General features: G+C 63.6%; 18 protein-coding genes and 1 other RNA gene. 7 read left to right on the forward strand and 12 right to left on the reverse strand.

Translation table 11 applies throughout. The features are described from left to right. Positions 1–27 precede the first annotated feature (27 nt). From GL300_RS10625 to GL300_RS10635, 3 genes are read right to left on the reverse strand one after another with little or no spacing between them, the layout of a single operon-like run. Positions 28–600, reverse strand: coding sequence for an isochorismatase family protein (locus GL300_RS10625; protein ID WP_155039606.1), 573 nt, complete (start codon positions 598–600; stop codon positions 28–30). 23 nt (positions 601–623) lie between these two features. Beyond that, positions 624–4,079, reverse strand: a complete 3,456-nt coding sequence (mfd, locus tag GL300_RS10630; protein WP_155039607.1) for a transcription-repair coupling factor — start codon at positions 4,077–4,079, stop codon at positions 624–626. 45 nt (positions 4,080–4,124) lie between these two features. Beyond that, positions 4,125–4,694 carry a hypothetical protein gene (locus tag GL300_RS10635; RefSeq protein ID WP_155039608.1) on the reverse strand — a complete coding sequence of 190 codons (570 nt, stop codon included), beginning with the start codon at positions 4,692–4,694 and terminating at the stop codon, positions 4,125–4,127. Between the two features lie 165 nt (positions 4,695–4,859). Between GL300_RS10635 and hemB the strand changes: the two genes are divergently transcribed. Beyond that, positions 4,860–5,858 carry a porphobilinogen synthase gene (hemB, locus tag GL300_RS10640; RefSeq protein ID WP_155039609.1) on the forward strand — a complete coding sequence of 333 codons (999 nt, stop codon included), beginning with the start codon at positions 4,860–4,862 and terminating at the stop codon, positions 5,856–5,858. Between the two features lie 69 nt (positions 5,859–5,927). After that, entirely contained in the window at positions 5,928–6,503 is a 576-nt protein-coding gene (locus GL300_RS10645; RefSeq protein WP_155039610.1) for a lipid-binding SYLF domain-containing protein, read from the forward strand. Positions 6,504–6,554: 51 nt separating this feature from the next. Here GL300_RS10645 and GL300_RS10650 read toward each other — a convergent pair whose 3' ends face one another. After that, positions 6,555–7,199 (reverse strand): lytic transglycosylase domain-containing protein, encoded by a 645-nt coding sequence (locus tag GL300_RS10650; protein ID WP_155039611.1) that lies wholly within the window; start codon positions 7,197–7,199, stop codon positions 6,555–6,557. 232 nt (positions 7,200–7,431) lie between these two features. Between GL300_RS10650 and ssb the strand changes: the two genes are divergently transcribed. From ssb to GL300_RS27270, 5 genes are all read left to right on the forward strand, one after another. Next, positions 7,432–7,959: a single-stranded DNA-binding protein gene (gene ssb, locus GL300_RS10655; protein ID WP_155039612.1), complete on the forward strand. Its 528-nt coding sequence runs from the start codon at positions 7,432–7,434 to the stop codon at positions 7,957–7,959. Between the two features lie 263 nt (positions 7,960–8,222). After that, entirely contained in the window at positions 8,223–8,363 is a 141-nt protein-coding gene (locus GL300_RS27255; protein ID WP_343042984.1) for a hypothetical protein, read from the forward strand. A 149-nt stretch (positions 8,364–8,512) separates the two neighbouring features. Beyond that, positions 8,513–8,674: a hypothetical protein gene (locus GL300_RS27260; protein ID WP_343042985.1), complete on the forward strand. Its 162-nt coding sequence runs from the start codon at positions 8,513–8,515 to the stop codon at positions 8,672–8,674. Between the two features lie 9 nt (positions 8,675–8,683). Then, positions 8,684–8,851 (forward strand): hypothetical protein, encoded by a 168-nt coding sequence (locus GL300_RS27265; protein WP_343042986.1) that lies wholly within the window; start codon positions 8,684–8,686, stop codon positions 8,849–8,851. A 153-nt stretch (positions 8,852–9,004) separates the two neighbouring features. Beyond that, positions 9,005–9,427 (forward strand): OB-fold nucleic acid binding domain-containing protein, encoded by a 423-nt coding sequence (locus GL300_RS27270; RefSeq protein WP_343042987.1) that lies wholly within the window; start codon positions 9,005–9,007, stop codon positions 9,425–9,427. A gap of 75 nt (positions 9,428–9,502) precedes the next feature. Here the strand turns inward: GL300_RS27270 and rpmG are convergent, their stop codons facing one another. The 8 genes from rpmG to GL300_RS10700 form a co-directional block, all read right to left on the reverse strand. Beyond that, positions 9,503–9,670: a 50S ribosomal protein L33 gene (gene rpmG / locus GL300_RS10665; RefSeq protein ID WP_101752137.1), complete on the reverse strand. Its 168-nt coding sequence runs from the start codon at positions 9,668–9,670 to the stop codon at positions 9,503–9,505. Between the two features lie 396 nt (positions 9,671–10,066). Beyond that, positions 10,067–10,436, reverse strand: an RNA gene (gene rnpB, locus GL300_RS10670) — RNase P RNA component class A. A gap of 33 nt (positions 10,437–10,469) precedes the next feature. Next, complete coding sequence (locus GL300_RS10675) at positions 10,470–11,219, reverse strand: SpoIIAA family protein (protein WP_170297655.1); 750 nt, start codon at positions 11,217–11,219, stop codon at positions 10,470–10,472. Positions 11,220–11,272: 53 nt separating this feature from the next. Then, a complete protein-coding gene (locus GL300_RS10680; protein ID WP_155039614.1) occupies positions 11,273–13,720 on the reverse strand; it encodes an ATP-dependent helicase in 2,448 nt (815 codons plus the stop codon). A 59-nt stretch (positions 13,721–13,779) separates the two neighbouring features. Continuing rightward, positions 13,780–14,886: a GTP cyclohydrolase FolE2 gene (gene folE2, locus GL300_RS10685; protein ID WP_370576849.1), complete on the reverse strand. Its 1,107-nt coding sequence runs from the start codon at positions 14,884–14,886 to the stop codon at positions 13,780–13,782. Then, positions 14,858–16,024: an O-succinylhomoserine sulfhydrylase gene (gene metZ / locus GL300_RS10690; protein WP_155039616.1), complete on the reverse strand. Its 1,167-nt coding sequence runs from the start codon at positions 16,022–16,024 to the stop codon at positions 14,858–14,860. The genes folE2 and metZ overlap by 29 nt, the downstream gene beginning before the upstream one ends. A 69-nt stretch (positions 16,025–16,093) precedes the next feature. Then, positions 16,094–16,699 (reverse strand): inner membrane-spanning protein YciB, encoded by a 606-nt coding sequence (locus GL300_RS10695; RefSeq protein ID WP_155039617.1) that lies wholly within the window; start codon positions 16,697–16,699, stop codon positions 16,094–16,096. 60 nt (positions 16,700–16,759) lie between these two features. Next, the gene (locus tag GL300_RS10700; RefSeq protein ID WP_155039618.1) at positions 16,760–17,854 is read right to left on the reverse strand and encodes a DUF1223 domain-containing protein; all 1,095 of its coding nucleotides are present in this window, start codon (positions 17,852–17,854) and stop codon (positions 16,760–16,762) included. Between the last annotated feature and the right edge of the window lie 249 nt (positions 17,855–18,103).

Below are 18,103 nucleotides of genomic sequence, written 5' to 3' on the forward strand. Positions count from 1 at the left end.
GGGCGGCGCATCAGCACCGCCCTTTTTTCATGCGCAATCGGCCTCGGTCTTCGCCGACAGGGCAACCTCGCCCAGCAGCGTCGACGTATCCGCAAGCCGCGCAAAATCGGCCTCCAGATGGGCCATGGTGACGTCAAAGATCGTTTGGGCGGAAAGATTGGCGGCAGGTAACGCAAAGCCGATGACGGCATCCCTTGCCACCGTCATGCGAAATCCCAGATCCGCCCCTGCCCGGACGGTCGAGTTCACACAAAACCCCGCAATCGCGCCTGCCACGACCAGATCGGTTATCCGATGCGCCGCCAGATATGCGGCAAGATCGGTCGAGGCAAAGGCCGATGAGGTGCGCTTGATGAAAACGGCCTCATGGCCTTTAGCCTCGGCGCAGGCCATGGGCGGGAAACCCGGTCCATCCGGATGAAAGGCCGAAGCCGGCTCGGCCTCTTGATGGCGGACATGGATGATGGGCAGTCCGGTGCCGCGAAAAGCAGCCGCAAGCGCGGCAATGTGTTTCCCCGCCTTTGGATTCACATGATCCAGCCCGCTCTCGATCCGGTGCTGCATTTCCATCTGCATGTCGATGATGATGAGCGCCTGCATTGCGGAACCTCCCGTCGCGGGGCTCATTTCTTCGCCCGGCCTTCCTTGATCTTCGCGGCCAGATCCTTCGCCACGGCGAATGACCCCTTGATCCGATCGGCATCCGTCGGCCAGTCGCGCAGCACCACGATCTTGTTATCGGTGACCTTGGCCTGCCCCTTCTGGTCGTGGATAAACTCGACCAGACCGGCGGGATTGGGGAATTTGTCGCCGTGGAACTGGATGGTCACGCCCTTGGGGCCGGCGTCCAGTTTCGAGATATTCGCCCGCTTCGCCATCGCCTTGATGCGGATGACCAGCAAAAGCGTATTCACCTCGCGCGGCAGCGGGCCGAAGCGGTCGATCAACTCGGCGGCAAAGCCCTCGAGTTCCACCTTGGTCGTCAACTCGGCCAGACGGCGATACAGGCCCAGCCGCACGTCCAGATCGGGGATATAGCTTTCCGGGATCGTCACCGGCACGCCAAGGTTCAGTTGCGGTGCCCATTCATCCTCGGGCGTGCCCTCGATCTCGCCGGATTTCAGCTTGGCGATCGTTTCCTCCAGCATCTGCTGGTACAGCTCAAAGCCGACTTCCTTGATATGGCCCGACTGCTCCTCGCCCAGCAGGTTCCCGGCCCCGCGCAGGTCCAGATCCTGCGAGGCCAGATTGAAGCCCGCACCCAGACTGTCGATGGCACCAAGGAATTTCAGCCGCCGCATCGCCTGCGGGGTCAAAGGCACACGCGGTTTGGTCGTCAGATAGCAATAGGCCCGCGTCTTGGACCGCCCGACCCGTCCCCGGATCTGGTAAAGCTGCGACAGGCCGAACATGTCGGCCCGCCACACAACCATCGTGTTCGCGGTTGGAATATCCAGCCCCGATTCCACGATGCTTGTCGCCACCAGAACATCGGCACCCCGGTCGTAGAAGGCGTTCATCCGCTGATCCAGATCGCCCGCCGCCAACTGTCCATGCGCGACGATATAGCTGACCTCGGGGACGTGTTCCTTCAGCCAGTCCTCGATCTCGGGCAGGTCGGTCAGGCGCGGCACGACAAAGAAGCTTTGCCCGCCGCGATATTTCTCGCGCAAAAGCGCCTCGCGGATCGTCACGCTGTCGAATTCACTGACATAGGTGCGGATCGCAAGCCGATCGACCGGGGGCGTCCCGATGATCGACAGATCGCGCACCCCGGTCAGCGACAGTTGCAGCGTGCGCGGAATCGGCGTCGCGGTCAGGGTCAGCACGTGGATGTCGCTGCGCAACTCCTTCAGGCGTTCCTTGTGACCGACGCCGAAATGCTGCTCCTCATCGACGATCAGCAAGCCCAGATTCTTGAACCGCACCTGTTTCGCCAGCACGGCATGAGTGCCGACGACAATATCGACCGTGCCTTCGGCCAACCCCTTGCGCGTTTCGGTGGCGTCTTTCGCACTGACAAAGCGCGACAAGGGCCGGACATTGATCGCCGTGCCGCGGAAGCGGTCGGCGAAGGTGCGGAAATGCTGGCGCGCCAGCAGCGTGGTCGGCGCGACCACCGCGACCTGACGCCCCTGAGACGCCGCGATAAAGGCCGCGCGCATGGCCACCTCGGTCTTGCCAAAGCCCACATCGCCGACGACCAGCCGGTCCATCGGGCGACCGGCGGCCAGATCCTCGGCCACGTCACTGATCGCGGTCGCCTGATCGTCGGTTTCGGCATAGGGGAAGCGGGCGGCGAAGCCCTCGATCTCGTGATGCTCGGGCTCCAGCACGGGCGCGGGACGCAGCAGGCGTTCGGCGGCGACCCGCATCAGCTTGTCGGCGATCAGCTTGATGCGCTCTTTCAGCCGGGCCTTGCGGGCCTGCCAAGCGCCACCGCCCAGCTTGTCGAGCATCCCCTCTTCGTGGCCATAGCGGCTGAGCAGTTCGATATTTTCGACCGGCAGATACAGCCGATCACCGCCCGCATATTCCAGCGCCACGCAATCATGCGGGACCTTCAGCGCCATGACGGTTTCAAGGCCGGTATAGCGCCCGATGCCATGTTCCACGTGAACAACCAGATCGCCGGGGGACAGGGTCTGGGTGTCGCGCAGGAAATTCTCGGCCTTGCGGCGCTTTTTCGCGCCCCGGATCAGCCGGTCGCCCAACACGTCCTGTTCCGAGATGACCGCCAAAGGCCCCGTCGCCTGACCGTCCGAGACGAAGCCTTCGTCCAGCGGCCAGACCGCCAGACCCAAGCTGCCCGGCTGATCGGGCAGGTCGCGCATCGTGTCGATGTTTTTGGCGCCCTTGATCCCCTCATCGGCGATTAGCCCGGCCAGACGTTCGCGCGCACCTTCCGAGAAGCTGGCGATCACCACCCGGCGCGAGGCTTGAAGGCTGCGGACATGATCCGCCAAGGCCTTGAACAGATCGCCTTTTTCGGCCTGACGTTCGGGCGCGAAATTCCGGCCCACGCGCCCGCCCGCATCCAGCACGCCCGGTCCCGGCGGCTGGTTCAGCACCGACAGCCGCAACACCCGATGGGCACTCAGCCATGATTTCCACTCGACCTCATCGGGGAACATCAGTTCGGGCGGCACCGGACGATAGACATTGTCCGTGCCACCCTTGCGCTTGAGCGCCTCGCGGCGGGCGTCGAACTGTTCGCCAATGGTGTGCCAGCGCGCATCGCGGACCTGTTCAACATGATCGTCAGTCACCACCGAGGCGTCGGGCAGATAGGAAAACAGGCTGTCCATACGTTCATGGAACCAAGGCAGCCAATGCTCCATCCCGGCCATCTTGCGACCGGCGCTGATGCCCTCATACAGCGGGTCATTCGCGCCGCCGCCATATTCGGCGCGGTAGTTCTGACGGAACCGGGTGATCGCCGTTTCGTCCAGGATCACCTCGGACATGGCAGCCAGTTCGACATGATCCAGCTTTTCGGTCGAGCGCTGGGTCTCGGCATCGAAGCGGCGGGCGCTTTCCAGCACGTCCCCGAACATGTCCAGCCGGATCGGACCGGAATCCCCCGGCGGATAGATGTCGATGATCCCGCCCCGGACGGCAAAATCGCCGGGTTCGGTCACGGTCGGGGATTGCGAGAAACCCATCCGCGTCAGGAAGGCGCGCAAAGCCCCCTCATCCAGACGGCTGCCGACCGAGGCCGCGAAGCTGGCCTCGCGCAGTGCCTCGCGCGGGGGGACGCGCTGCATCGCCGCCGACAGCGTCGTCAGCAGCACGAACGGCCCCTTCAGCGCCTGATGCGCCAAGGCGGTCAGCACCGCCATGCGCGCGGCCATCACGCCGGGCGCGGGCGAGACCCGGTCATAGGGCGTGGTGTCCCATGCCGGGAAATCCAGCACGAGCGCCTTGGGATCGTAAAAAGCCAGTGCCGCCCGCATCGCGGCCATGCGCCGGTCGTCGCGGGCGATATGGATCACCGGCTGGCCACGGGAAAGCTCGCGCAGGATCAGCGCGGCATCTAGCCCCTCGGGGGCGCCGGAAAGGATCAGATGGTCGGACATGGTTGCTGAGGTAAAGCCACTGCCGGTGAAGTCAAGCGGCGCGCGTCAGAAGCCGAAAGGATGGGCCAAAAACCACAGCGCGCCGCGATAGGCGGTCATCACCACGACAAGGATGGAAACCACCGTGACCCCGGCCCGATGCCAACGCATCAGGCGGGCGGCGCGGCGGGCGGCCTCGTCCACGGACAACTCGCCCGCGCCTGCCGCCTCGACCAGCGGGGTCAGCTTCCGGGCCAGCCGCAGTTCAACCGGGAACAGCGCGACAAAGGGCAGGATCAGCAGGACCAGCGCCTGCGCCATCTCCAGCCCATAGACAAAGCCCAGCAGGAACAGCGCGCTGAAGGCAAAGGTCGCGACGAACAGCATCAGCACGCCCTCGACCCCGGCCAGCCGCCAGCGCGGCAGGGTCAGCGACAGCCAGTCGAGCAGCTGGAACGCGGCGGCATCGTCATTCGCATCCTGCGGCATTCGGCGCACCTGCTGGACGACATCATAGGGCACGCCCACGACCTTGCGCGCCGCCAGCGACCAGACCAGCGCCAGCAGCAGCCAGAACCAGATCGACCCAAAGGATCTGCTGTCGAGAAGGGCAAGGATTCCTTCGGTCAAGGTCATGTCGTCTCCTGAGACATCGCCCGGACCCTAATCGCGGGTTGCACAAAGGAAAACCGGGAATTGAGACGGTCCGGCGGCAGGGGTTGCGCCTCTGCAACTGAGGGTGCAGTTTCGGGGCCGGAATTGCGCCCGCCCTGCCGGGTGCCTCGTCAGGAAAGTGCTGCCATGTCCGCCAACCCGATCGTCGCCCCCTTCCCGGCCGCCCGCCTGCGCCGCCTGCGTCGCACGCCCGCACTGCGCGCCATGACGACCGAAACCACCCTGACCCCCGGCAACCTGATCTGGCCGATCTTTGTGACCGAGATCGCTGGCGGCGAGGGCGAGATCCCCTCGATGCCGGGTGTGGACCGGCTGACGCTGGACGGCGCGAAGCGGGCGGCAGAAACCGCGATGCGGCTGAACATCCCGGCCATCTGCATTTTTCCCCATTCCGATCCCGACCTGAAAACCGAAGCCTGCGAGCGCGCCTGGGACCCGGACAATATCGGCAACCGCGCCATCCGCGCGATCAAGGAGGTCGCGCCCGATCTGGCGGTGATGACCGATATCGCGCTGGACCCCTATAACGCCAATGGCCATGACGGGCTGGTCCGCGACGGGGTGATCCTGAACGACGAAACCGTCGAGGCGCTGGTGCGCATGGCGCTGGTGCAGGCGGAATCCGGGGCAGATATCCTTGGCCCCTCGGACATGATGGATGGGCGCATCGGTGCGCTGCGCCTGGCGCTTGAGGGTGCGGGCCACAAGGACGTGGCGATCCTGTCCTATGCGGCGAAATATGCCAGCGGCTTCTATGGCCCCTTCCGCGATGCCGTGGGGGCCTCGGGGCGGCTGGTCGGCGACAAGAAGACCTACCAGATCAACCCGGCGAACCGCGAGGAGGCCATGCGCTGCGTCGCCCGCGATCTGGCCGAGGGGGCGGACATGGTCATGGTCAAGCCCGGCCTGCCCTATCTGGACATCTGCCGGATGGTGAAGGACCAGTTCGCCGCGCCGACCTATGCCTATCAGGTCAGCGGCGAATACGCGATGCTCGAGGGGGCGATCCGCAACGGCTGGCTCAAGCGCGATGTCGTGGCCGAAAGCCTGCTGTCCTTCCGCCGCGCGGGCTGCGACGGCATCCTGACCTATTACGCGCCACAGGTCGCTGAAATGCTGGCATGAGGGGCGGATTGCCCCTATCATCCGCGCCTAACGGGCGGGTCAACCGTCGATCAAAGGGATGAGGGAAGTATGAAATCCATCAACGGGCTAAGCCGGCGCAACATGCTGCTGCTTGGCGGGGCTGCGCTGGGACTGGCGGCCTGCTCGAATGCGGTCGGGCAGGATGCCGAGGGGCGGCTGGACGCACGGGTGGATGCCACGCGCAACTTCCTGCTGCAAAATTATCCGGGTGCCGCGCCCATGATCGAGAATGCAAAGGGCGTGCTGTACATGCCCCTGATGACCGAGGCGGGTTTCGGTTTCGGCGGTGCATACGGTCAGGGCGCGCTGCGCATCAACAATGCGACGGTGGATTACTATTCAGCCACGCAGGCCAGCGTCGGTTTCCAGATCGGCGCGCAGCAATATGCGCATGTGCTGATCTTCCAGACTGATGCGGCGCTGGCCGATTTCCGCAGCGCCCCCGGCTGGGTGGCCGAGGCGGATGCCTATTACGCCCTGCCCTCACGCGGGCTGGCGCTTGGCGCCGATACCATTACCGCCCAGCAGCCGGTCGTCGCCATGATCTTTGGCCAATCCGGGCTGATGGCCGGGGCATCGATCGCCGGGACGAAATACAGCCGGGTGATTCCCTCGACTTTCTGAGGCGGAATGGAAAAGGGCCGCGGCATTGCCAGCGGCCCATTTTGTCTGATTTCAGCTGCCGTGGATGATGCGGACGTAATTCGTCGTCTCGCGATAGGGCGGCACGCCGCCATATTTTGCCACCGCCCCCGGCCCGGCATTATAGGCCGCCAGAGCCAGCTTCCAGCTGCCGAAAGTGTTGTACATCATCCGCAGGTAGCGCGCGCCACCTTCCAGATTTTGTTTGGGATCGTTGGGGTTCACCCCCAGCTTGGCCGCCGTGCCGGGCATCAGCTGCGCCAGCCCCTGCGCGCCCTTATGCGACCGCGCCGAGGGGTTCCAGCCGGATTCCTGCTGGACCAGGCGCAGGAACAGATCCTCGGGCACGCCATGCTTGCGCGCCATGGCGCGGGCATGGGGCAAATATTCGCTGCGGCGACTGCCGCGATAGGCCGGGATCGCGGTGGGCAAAGCGATGTCCACCACGCTTTTCGACGATGTCCCGGCGGGCTTCAGCCGGGACGATTGCTGATATTGGCCGGAAAGCCGGGAATCCATCAGGCGGGTCTGGCGCTCGAACTGGGCGATCCGCGACTTGCCGCTTTTCTGAAGCCGCAGCCCTTCGGCCGAGGCCGGTACCGCAAGGCTGCACCCCAAAGTCAGGGCCAGCACCGCATGGCCCAGAGAACGCAGCCGGGCGCGTGCAGGTAAAAGCATCTCTCGTCCCTCATGCCGACATTGGTTTTTTGCGTGGCAGTATAGCGCAAAGCAGGCAAAACGCTGCAAGCCTGTTTTGACTAAGGGCCGATCACACTCGATATCGGCAGATTCCCGCCCAAATCATGTCCCCTGCGACCCAGCGGACATGACCGGCATTCCCCTTGCCGCCACGGGGCAAGAAGCGGTAAACCAGCGGAAACGAGACATACAAAGACAAAGGACCGTTTGCATGGCAGGCAGCGTCAACAAGGTGATCCTGATCGGCAATCTGGGTCAAGACCCCGAAATCCGTAGTTTCCCCAGCGGGGGCAAGGTCGCCAACCTGCGCATCGCCACGTCCGAGACCTGGAAGGACCGCAATACCGGCGAGCGCAAGGAGCGCACCGAATGGCACACCGTCGCCATTTACTCCGAGCCGCTGGTCCGTGTGGCCGAGCAGTTCCTGAAAAAGGGCTCCAAGATCTATGTCGAGGGCCAGTTGGAAACCCGCAAGTGGCAGGACCAGCAAGGCAATGACCGCTATTCGACCGAAGTGGCCCTGCGCCCCTTCCGCAGCGAATTGACCATGCTCGACGGCCGCGGCGGCGCGGGTGGCGGTGGCGGTCGTGACGACAGCTATGGCGGCGGCGGTTACGGTGGTGGCTATGAGGGTGGTTCCTCGGGCGGCGGCTATTCCGGCGGTGGCCGCGGCGGCCAGTCCTCGGGCGGCCAACCTGCTGGCGGGCGCCCGGATTTCGACGATGAGATCCCGTTCTAAAACTCACTGCGCCTGAATCTGTAAAGATTTAGGCTGCATATTCCCGCGATACCTAGCGTTATTGAGTTGCACTCAGAACGCTAGGTATTTTGCTGCCTGGTGAAATGACCTTCAGGGCAGGATGTAAAGAATGCCGGGCTTCAGGTCAGAATGATCGTCACGGGATCAGGGGGAGCAAATGCCCCGCCCCGTGATGGTGCCCCGGACGAACGGCGAAAGATTTTGGCCGCCCATTGGGTATGCCGATCTTTCAGCATCAAGCGATGAAGATCGTCATGTTCGCCGCGCGCTTTTCCCCAGTCGAGGCGAACATGCTACGCAAGACCATGGCCACATTCCGGTCGCGCGGCACCATTGGCGAGCTGGAATACCTGATGGTCGGGCGCGTGGTAGAACGCGGTTAACCAGCCGGAATCACACACTGCTGCTTCGACCAGATCAAGGGTTTCGGAGAATACGGCTTTTCCGAAAGCCCTGCGGCGGTCTTCGCGCCTCTGGTCTATGTTTCGGTCTGGCTGCACTGCCATTACCCGGAGCCTTTGCGGCGGCACTGTTGAACAGCCAGTCGATGGGCTTCTATGCCCCGGCCCAGATCGTGCGCGACGACCGCGAGCATGGCGTCAGGGTACTGCCGGTGGATGTGAATTTCAGCGACTTGGACAGCCTGCTGGAGCCTTGCGGGGTCGCTCTTCACCTGCGGTTGGGGCTGCGGTAGGTGGACGGGATGCCGCGGGCACAAGCGACGCGGCTGGTGACGGCGCGGGACGCGGCTTTTGCCGATCTGGCCGATATTCAGGCCCGCGGGTACGGCTGGGATGCCCGCTCCATCAGCCAGATCGCGGTCGCGTATGCTATGCGCTCGATGGAACTCGATCGGGGCGGGGCGCTGTAGCAAGCCCGCGCGCTGCGCGATGCGCCTGACCTGCCGCTGTTTCAGAACAAAGATGAGGGCGACGAGCCCGAGGTCACCCTGCCCGCCATGCCGCTTTGCGAACATGTAACTGCCGATTACCAAACCCTGCGCCTGTCACTGAAGGCCCATCCCATGACCTTCCTACGCCGCAACATGACCCGGCAGGGCTATGTCGGCGCAAGCGGGCTTGCCGGGGTCGCGAATGGCGCGGCACTGCGCATGGCCGGGATCGTGCTGATCCGCCAGCGCCCCGGCAGCGCCAAGGGCGTCTGCTTTATCACGCTTGAGGATGAGACGGGCAGCGTCAATCTGGTGGTCTGGCCCAAGGTCTTTGCCACCTTCCGTAAGGTAGCGATGACGGCGCGGCTGCTGGAAGTGCATGGCCACCTGCAACGCAGCGACGGGGTGACTCATGTGGTGGCGGACTGGCTGGGCGACCGCTCGGATGCGCTGCTTCGATTGTCGGGTGAGCAACAGCGCGGCGATTTGCCTGCACCACGTCCCGGCCATCCGCGCCAGCACCGTATTTTGCCCCGTTCGCGCGATTTTCACTGATCTAGGGGCCAGAATCGCAAAGACCGCGTCCCTTTCGAGGCGCGGTCCTGCTTGATCGTCACGGATCGGCAGATCTTACTTGATCTTGCCTTCCTTGTATTCGACGTGCTTGCGCACAACCGGGTCATATTTGTTAACCGTCATTTTCTCGGTCATCGTGCGGGCGTTCTTCTTGGTGACGTAGAAGTGCCCCGTCCCGGCCGAGGAGTTCAGGCGGATCTTGATCGTCGTCGGCTTCGCCATTTGCTTCGCTCCTGCTGTGGGGCAAAACGCGTATAGCAAACCCCGTGGAATCTCTTGGAGCCCGCCTTTTATCCGTCGGGGCGTCGAAGTCAACGGGGAATCAGGTCGAAAGCCGCCGTTTCCTCGGAAAACCACCCGGAAAGCCCCGGCAGTAAACGTATTCGACCCTCGGGGCGTCGCTCAGCCCAGTGATGCCACCCTGCCGCACAGATGAGGCGGATGTCGCCAGACATGCCAAAGGGTGATTCCCGGCTGGCCCTGCCTCTCGACATCGCAAACAGGGGAATCGTCGGCGTTCGCCGGCAAGCGCAACGACCCGCATTAAAACGCGAAATGGCTACGCACCCCTCCACCATGTAAAGGGGACAAAACCATACTGACTCAAGACGGATCAAAACGCGCGGACGGCCTGTAAGCCGGATCTTGTTCCGGGGTTGCCCCCTTCGATGACCATTCCTCTGGTCCCGCCATTGCTGACGGGATCTAGCTGCCAACCCGGACCTGCTGGGGCGAAAGCAGCCCTGTCTTGCGACACGCGGTCCCTATTCGGCATTGCTCCCGGTGGGGCTTGCCTTGCCGGTCCTGTTACCAGTCCCGCGGTGGGCTCTTACCCCACCGTTTCACCCTTACCCATGCATGCATGGGCGGTCTGTTCTCTGTGGCGCTTTCCCTGGGGTTGCCCCCGCCGGGCGTTACCCGGCACCGTGCCTTCATGGAGTCCGGACTTTCCTCGACGATTGCTCGCCGCGGTCATCCGGCCATCCGCGCAAGGGCCAGATAAGCCGCCGCTTGCGGGCGGTCAAGCACCCTCAGCACTGATCCAGGCCTTGGCAGCCTCCAGCCCGCTGCCGGGAAAGACCGCGACCTCGCCCGGCATCAGCGGCGCAAACAGCTTCACCGAGCGCGTGATCCAGCCGATATCGGTGACCAGCGCCACCCGCTCAAAGCTGCGCCAATGCGTCAGACCCAGCCGCGCATCGTCCCAGATCGCCCCGGCGCTGTAGCCGTCGAAATCCGGCCCCAGCACCATGACCAGCCGCAGCTTGCCATGTGCCTTTTCCTTGTCGCGGACCAGGGGGATCAGCACATCCTCATAGTCCCGCGAGGTGACCTCGCCCAAAGCCTCAAGCGCGATGACATTGTCGGGGAAGCCTGCCAGCATCCGGTAGCCCTCGGGCTCGACCTCGGTCGAGCCGGCCCAGGTGATGGCCTTGTCCTGATCCTTCACGTCGAAATGACGCAGCCGGGCGCGGACAAAGACATTGGCGATGCCGGGCATGAAGGAAAGACCCGTTGCATCGGTCACCACCGCCACCCGCGGCAGGATGGCGGCATGCTTGCGCACCACGTCGAAATGCGCGCGCAGGGCGGCCAACCCCTCCCAATGGGGGACGCCCTTGGGCAGCACGACCAGCCCCGGCATGCGCTTATGCTGGGCGATGTAATCGTCGATGGTCTTGCCCAGCCCCTCGAAGTCCGAGGCCGGCAGCGGCCCCTCTGGACGGGCAAGGATCACGTTCCGCTTTTCGTCGATCTGGATATCAAGCATTTCGGGAACTCCCATCATGGCAGATCCCAACGCATGATCCCGGTTTTCGGTTCTCAGAACGGAACGTCGTCCAGATTGCCGCCTGCTGATGCGGGCTGCACATAGCCCGCCTTGATGGTCTTGAAACCGGTCGGGAACTGGATGGTCAGCGTGTCCTCGGCAATGCCCATGATGGTGCCATTGCCGAACTTCTGGTGGAAGACCCGGTCGCCCACCGCATAGCTGGTGGCGGGCGTGGCATCGATGGTGATGGGCGCGGCGCGCGGCGTGACCGCCGGACGGGTGGCGCTGCGGTCCTGCATGCGCTTCCACCCCGGAGAATTATAGACATCGGCTTTGGCCGCGCGATCATGCATCGAGGATTGCGCGAAGGGTTGCGCCGCCGCACCATAGCCACCGCCGTAAAGGCCGGGGGGCGTCAGCACCTCGACATGTTCCTCGGGCAATTCGTCGATGAAACGCGACGGCATGGACGACTGCCATTGCCCGTACAGGCGACGGTTGCCGGCAAAGGTGATCGTGACCAGTTCCTCGCCCCGCGTGATGCCGACATAGGCCAGCCGCCGTTCTTCCTCGAGGCCCTTCATGCCGCTTTCATCCATGCTGCGCTGGCTGGGGAACAATCCGTCCTCCCATCCCGGCAGGAAGACGATGGGATATTCCAACCCCTTGGCGGCATGCAGCGTCATGATGCTGACCTGATCGGTCTGCTCGGACTTGTCATTGTCCATGACCAGCGCGACATGTTCCAGAAAACCCTGAAGATTTTCGAATTCTTCCAGCGCCTTGATCAATTCTTTCAAGTTGTCGAGCCGCCCCGGAGCATCCGGCGACTTGTCGTTCTGCCACATGGTCGTATAGCCGGATTCGTCCAGAATCCGCTCGGCCAGTTCGACATGGCTGCGGGTACTGTCGATGGCATCGGCATGCCAGCGCCCCATGCCTTCGGTGAATTGCCGCAGGGCTGCCCCGCCCTTGCCGCCAAGCGCACCGGTGGCGACAGCGGATACCGCGCCCTCCAGCAGCGACAGACCACGGTCGCGGGCCTCGCGCTGGACGGTCTGTACGGCCTTGTCGCCCAGACCGCGTTTCGGGACGTTCACGATACGCTCAAAGGCCAGATCGTCGGTCGGGCTGACCGCCAGCCGGAAATAGGCCATGGCGTCGCGGATTTCCTGCCGCTCATAGAAGCGAGGACCACCAATGACCCGGTAAGGCAGGCCGATGGTCATGAAGCGATCCTCAAAGGCCCGCATCTGATGCGAGGCGCGGACAAGGATCGCCATGTCGTTCAAGTTGTGGCGGCCGATGGAATGGCGATGCCCGCCCTGGAAGGATTCGATTTCTTCGCCGATCCAGCGTGCTTCGGCCTCGCTGTCCCAATGGCCGATCAGGCGGACGGGTTCACCGCCATCTGCCTCGGTCCAGAGCGTCTTGCCCAAGCGCCCCTTGTTCGCCGCGATCAGGCCCGAGGCGGCGGCAAGGATATGCGCGGTCGAGCGGTAATTCTGCTCAAGCCGGATCACCCGTGCGCCGGGGAAGTCGGTCTCGAACCGCAGGATGTTACCGACCTCGGCCCCGCGCCAGCCATAGATCGACTGGTCGTCATCGCCGACGCAGCAGATATTGCGATGCGCTTTCGCCAGCAGCCGCAGCCACATATACTGGGCGACGTTGGTATCCTGATATTCGTCCACAAGGATGTAGCGGAAGCGGTCCTGCCACGCCTGCAGTACATCGGGATGCGCCTGAAAGATGGTGACGCAATGCATCAACAGATCGCCGAAATCGACGGCGTTCAGTTCCAGCAGGCGGCGTTGATACTGGCGATAGATCTCCGTTATTTTTACTGTATGACCCGAACCTCCATCACGCTTGGTCGTGAATGTTCCCGGCACACGTTCGACTATCACCTCCGCAGAGGCGGGAACGACATCAGGCCGCCAGCATCTGTTTTTATAGTTATCAATGTGCGATGCTACCCAGCGCGGCGTCCACTTTTTCTCATCAACATTCTCAGCCTGCATTAGCTGCTTCAACAGCCGGATCTGGTCGTCGGTGTCCAGAATGGTGAAGCTGGGCTTCAGATGCAGGGTGGCATCGCCCACCAGTTCGGCATGGCGGCGCAGGATCTTGACGCTGACGCTGTGGAAGGTGCCCAGCCAAGGCATGCCCTCGACCATCTCGCCCAACAGGCGGCCGATACGGTCCTTCATCTCGCGCGCGGCCTTGTTGGTGAAGGTCACGGCCAGGATCTGCCCCGGCCGCGCCTTGCCCAGCGTCAGCAGATGCGCGATGCGCGTGGTCAGGGCACGGGTCTTGCCCGTGCCTGCGCCGGCCAGCAGCAGGACAGGCCCGTCCAGCACCTCGACCGCCTCGCGCTGCGCGGCGTTCAGCCCGTCCAGATAGGGTGCAGGCCGCATGCCCATCGCACGCTGTGACAGCGGCACGGATGGGCGTGAAGCCGCCTCGAAGGCGTCAAATTCGTCGTACTCGTTCATGGCGCAAACATAGCCCCTGCTGGCGCGTGGGGAAAGCCCATGTTCACGCGATGTTCACATCACGCCCGCAGGCCCGCAAAGATCGAGGGGTCAAGGCTGACATGGGCAAAGGTCTCGCCCTGCGTCAGCACCGAGACGGCGTCATGCGAATGCAGCGATTCCTGATGGCTGGCCACGACGCGGAAATCGCCGATACGCGGATCGGCCATCAGCCCGGCGGCAAAGGCCCGCACGGCGTCCTCGACAAAGATCGGGTTGGCGGCGTTGAGTTCGGCAAAGGCCTGCTCGTCCTCGCGCTTGACCATGACCTGCGTTTCGGTGGGCACCGAGTCGCGGCAAAGTTCGACCATATCCTCGAACCACATGCGGTGATCGCCGGTGATCACTGCCGAAATCCGCGCGATCGAGCGCTGCGAATGCGGCGTCGCCAGCTGCCCGCGCATCTGGCGGGCATGCTCGGACAGTTCCAGCGAGCAGGGGCAGGTCGAGCTGTAGACATAGTCCAGATGCAGGATCTGCAAACGCTGACCGGCGCGTTCGACCAGTTCCAATGCGATGTCGTAATACTGCCAGCCGCTCAGGCCCGAGCGCAGCGATTCCACCCGCATCGGAAAGCTGAAGCGCATCTGGATGCGGGCATCCAGACTTTCCAGATCGGTCTTGTAATCGTCCAGCGCCGCTTGCAGCACGCCGATCGAGAAGCGCTTTTCGGCATGGGCATAGAACGAGCGCATGATGCGGCTCATGTTGATGCCCTTGCGGTCGGCCTCAAGGCTGACCGTGCCGGTGACGCTGGTCTCCAGCGTGATCTCACCGCATTCATGGGTGGAATCGGGACGGGTCTGGTAGCGGATCGGCAGGCGGAAATTCGAGATGCCGACGTGCTGGATCGGGGCGCGCGCACCCACGATCAGGCTGGCCGGGCCATTCTGCAGATCTGGCAGACTGGCCTTATAGCCGTCATCGACGCGAAAATCCGCGGGGTATTCACGTGACAGCGCCGGATAGGCGCGGTCGGTCGCAATGGGGCGGGCCTCGGTCATCGTCGTCTCCGTTGGCAGGTCGGGAACAATCTGGGGTCTGGGTCCGAAAAATAAAGGGGCGGCGCAACCGCCCCATGACGTTGCGTAATGGCTTTTAGGCCAGGGACTGCCGGAAGTCGGCAATCAGGTCGCCCGCATCCTCAAGTCCGATCGACAGGCGCAGCAGGCCCGGCGTGATGCCAAGACCCAATTGCACCTCGGGCGCAAGGCGTTGATGCGTGGTCGTCGCCGGATGGGTGACGATGGATTTAGCATCGCCCAGATTGTTCGAAATCTGGAAGATATTCATCCGGTTCATCGCCGCGAAGGCCGCGTCCTTGCTGCCGGTATCGACCGCAACCATGGTGCCGCCCGCCCCCATCTGGCGCAGTGCCAGATCGTGCTGCGGGTGGCTCTCAAGGCCGGGATAGATCACCTTCAGGCCATCACCCTGCAGAGCGGTCGCGAATTCCAGCGCGGTCTGCGTCTGGGCGCGCACGCGCAGGTCCATGGTGGCGATGCCGTTCAGCATCATCCATGCGTTGAAGGGGCTGATCGCGCCGCCGGTATGCTTCAGATAGGGCTCGGCCACTTCGCGAACGAATTGGCGGGTGCCGCAGATCAGACCGCCAAGGCAGCGCCCCGAACCGTCGATATGCTTGGTCGCGGAATAGACCACGACATCGGCCCCCTGCTCGATCGCGCGCGAAAAGACCGGCGTGGCAAAGACATTGTCGACCACGACCAGCGCGCCGACCGCATGGGCCAGTTCGGAAACACCGGCAATGTCGACGATTTCCAATGTCGGGTTCGAAACGGATTCGAAGAAGATGGCCTTGGTGTCGGGACGGATGGCGGCACGCCACTGATCCAGATCGGTGCCGTCGACATAGGTGACCTCGACCCCGAAACGGGCCAGAACGTCCAGAACATACAGGCACGAGCCGAACAGCGCCTTGGCCGAGACGATGTGATCGCCCGGCTTGGCAAAGCTCATCAGCGCGCCATTGACCGCCGCCATGCCGCTGGCGGTGGCGAAGGCGTCCTCGGCCCCCTCCAGATTGGCAATGCGATCCTCGAACATGCGCGAGGTCGGGTTGCCATAGCGGGCATAGATGAACTCGTCCGGGCCGGTCTTGATGAAGCGGGCCTCGGCCTGTTCGGCGCTGTCATAGGAAAAGCCCTGCGTCATGAACAAAGCCTCGGCCATCTCGCCGTACTGGCTACGGCGGATGCCGTGATGGACGGCGCGCGTGCGCGAATGCAAAGGCTTATCGGTCATGGGGCGGACTCCTGTGCGTAAGATGTCCGGTTACCCCCGCGCAGGAAGTGGCGCAAGAGCGCGTCGCGCTTATTCGCCGTCTTTGGGCAAAGCGTGGCGTTCAAACAACTTTGCGTTGAGGATGAAGAAGCCGACCATCAGCAAAGGCAGGCCGAAGGTCTTGAAGTTGACCCAGGCGGTCTCAGACATATTGCGCCAGACGAACTCGTTGGCGACGGCAAGTCCAAGGAACAGCAGCGCCATGCGCCCGGTCAGGATGCGCCAGCCCGCATCGCTCATCGGCAGGGCCTCGGCCATGACCAGTCCCAGCCAGTTGCGGCGCAGCGCAAGGCTGGCACCCAGCAGGCCCGCAAAGATCAGATAGATGATCGTGGGCTTCATCTTGAAGAACTTCGGATCGTTCAGCCAGACCGAAAGCCCGCCGAACACCACGACCAGAACCAGCGTGGCGATCTGCATCGGCGCAAGCTTCCCGGTCAGCCGCCACAGCGCCAGCGTCGAGGCGACCAGCACCGGGATGAAAACCAGCGTGGCAAAGATGAAGCCGGAATATTCCGTGCCCGCAATGGTGACGGTCTGCTCTCGCATCCGCATGAAGACGACAAAGAACAGAACCAGCGGCCCCAGTTCCAGCGTGGCTTTCAGCCAGGGTTTGATCTTGCGGGGTTCGGTCATCTCGGCCTCGGGATATCTCTGTCGGTCGGGCCATGTTCTGGCCCACTAATGCCGCGCGGTCTAGTCCAGCCGGATCGCGGCAAGGATCGGACCCGAGGCCCGCCCCTTGGCATCGTTGCTGGTTTCCTGCGCAAGGATCGCGTGGCGGGTTTCGGGCGGGAAGTCCTGACCGGCAGGCCCCTCGGCGGTGACGGTCATGCGCAGCGGCGCGCGACCGTCCCATTCGCCGACGCGCTCGGCGGCAAGGACGACATTGCGATAGGTGACCTGCATGCCGCGATTTTCCCCGGCGCGGATCTCGATCTGGCGCTCGGGCAGGTAGCGCACCAGCAGGATGGCGACGCGGTTGCGGATCGGCTCGCGCGGGGTCAGGTCGATCTGGAAGCCTTCGCCTTGCGGGGCCGAGGTCACCAGAACCGGCGCGGGTCGGGCCATCTGGGTTTCGATCAGGGCCATCAACTCGGCCGGACGGACGGCGATCAGCGTGTCCGCGCCGCCGACGACCATCTGCGGCGTATAGATCGCGCGCTCACCCCAGGTATGGGCATAGGCCTGCTGGCGCAGGGTGAATTCGGGGCGGGCCAGATCATCGGCCCAACCCAGATAGTCCCAGTAATCGACATGCCATGACAGGGCCAGAATGTCGTCACGCTCGGCCAGGTCGTTCAGCATCTCATCGGCCGGCGGACAGGACGAACACCCCTGCGAGGTGAACAGCTCGACCACCACGGGCGGATGGCCGATCGGCCCGACCATGCGGCCCCTGCCCTGCGCGGTGCGGCGTTCGGCAAAAGCGGGCAGGCCGTCCATATCGTCGATCGTGCCGACATTCAGATCGGAGGTCGCGGGGCTGGTGTGGTTTGCACCTTCGGGTGCCTCGATCAGCCCGATCTGGCCGTCATCGCTGCCGGAGACGTCCGCTGTCGCCGTGTCGCCGATCGGACTGTCGCCCCAGCCCTCGCCCACATGTCCACCGTCCGAGACACCGCCCATCGGCGAGTCGCCCGGACCGGCATCCTGCGCCAGCACAGGCTGGGCGATCATGGCGCTTGCGATCACTGCCAGCACGGTCAACCTGCGGCGCAGACCGGCCCGATGTTCCGTCCGCCGCCAGCCGCCGAAAGGCGTGCCGCCCAGTGCCATGCCAAAAGCCATAATTCCCGCAGTTCCCGATATTTCCGTCCCGCCTCACCTAACGCTTGTCTCGCAGTCTTCTCAAATCAATGCTTTGTTAGGTCGTGGTGCGGCAGGCGTGATCGTTGCGTTAAACCCACATCTTGCACTTGCAGCATTTTAACGGTATACAATCGCATACAATCTTACCCGGGCCTCTTGATCCGTCTTTGGAAAAGGGGCACATCTCGGGATGACACCGCCAATCAGCCACCTTGATACAAGGAAAGC

Source organism: Paracoccus litorisediminis, assembly GCF_009711205.1.
GTDB classification, from domain to species: Bacteria; Pseudomonadota; Alphaproteobacteria; order Rhodobacterales; family Rhodobacteraceae; genus Paracoccus; species Paracoccus litorisediminis.

Bases quoted from the DNA above. Each gene is read 5' to 3' on its own strand.
- GL300_RS10625 (WP_155039606.1), bottom strand. From the start codon at position 600: ATGCAGGCGCTCATCATCATCGACATGCAGATGGAAATGCAGCACCGG.
- mfd (WP_155039607.1), bottom strand. From the start codon at position 4,079: ATGTCCGACCATCTGATCCTTTCCGGCGCCCCCGAGGGGCTAGATGCC.
- GL300_RS10635 (WP_155039608.1), bottom strand. From the start codon at position 4,694: ATGACCTTGACCGAAGGAATCCTTGCCCTTCTCGACAGCAGATCCTTT.
- hemB (WP_155039609.1), top strand. From the start codon at position 4,860: ATGTCCGCCAACCCGATCGTCGCCCCCTTCCCGGCCGCCCGCCTGCGC.
- GL300_RS10645 (WP_155039610.1), top strand. From the start codon at position 5,928: ATGAAATCCATCAACGGGCTAAGCCGGCGCAACATGCTGCTGCTTGGC.
- GL300_RS10650 (WP_155039611.1), bottom strand. From the start codon at position 7,199: ATGCTTTTACCTGCACGCGCCCGGCTGCGTTCTCTGGGCCATGCGGTG.
- ssb (WP_155039612.1), top strand. From the start codon at position 7,432: ATGGCAGGCAGCGTCAACAAGGTGATCCTGATCGGCAATCTGGGTCAA.
- GL300_RS27255 (WP_343042984.1), top strand. From the start codon at position 8,223: ATGAAGATCGTCATGTTCGCCGCGCGCTTTTCCCCAGTCGAGGCGAAC.
- GL300_RS27265 (WP_343042986.1), top strand. From the start codon at position 8,684: ATGCCGCGGGCACAAGCGACGCGGCTGGTGACGGCGCGGGACGCGGCT.
- GL300_RS27270 (WP_343042987.1), top strand. From the start codon at position 9,005: ATGACCTTCCTACGCCGCAACATGACCCGGCAGGGCTATGTCGGCGCA.
- rpmG (WP_101752137.1), bottom strand. From the start codon at position 9,670: ATGGCGAAGCCGACGACGATCAAGATCCGCCTGAACTCCTCGGCCGGG.
- GL300_RS10675 (WP_170297655.1), bottom strand. From the start codon at position 11,219: ATGCTTGATATCCAGATCGACGAAAAGCGGAACGTGATCCTTGCCCGT.
- GL300_RS10680 (WP_155039614.1), bottom strand. From the start codon at position 13,720: ATGAACGAGTACGACGAATTTGACGCCTTCGAGGCGGCTTCACGCCCA.
- metZ (WP_155039616.1), bottom strand. From the start codon at position 16,024: ATGACCGATAAGCCTTTGCATTCGCGCACGCGCGCCGTCCATCACGGC.
- GL300_RS10695 (WP_155039617.1), bottom strand. From the start codon at position 16,699: ATGACCGAACCCCGCAAGATCAAACCCTGGCTGAAAGCCACGCTGGAA.
- GL300_RS10700 (WP_155039618.1), bottom strand. From the start codon at position 17,854: ATGGCTTTTGGCATGGCACTGGGCGGCACGCCTTTCGGCGGCTGGCGG.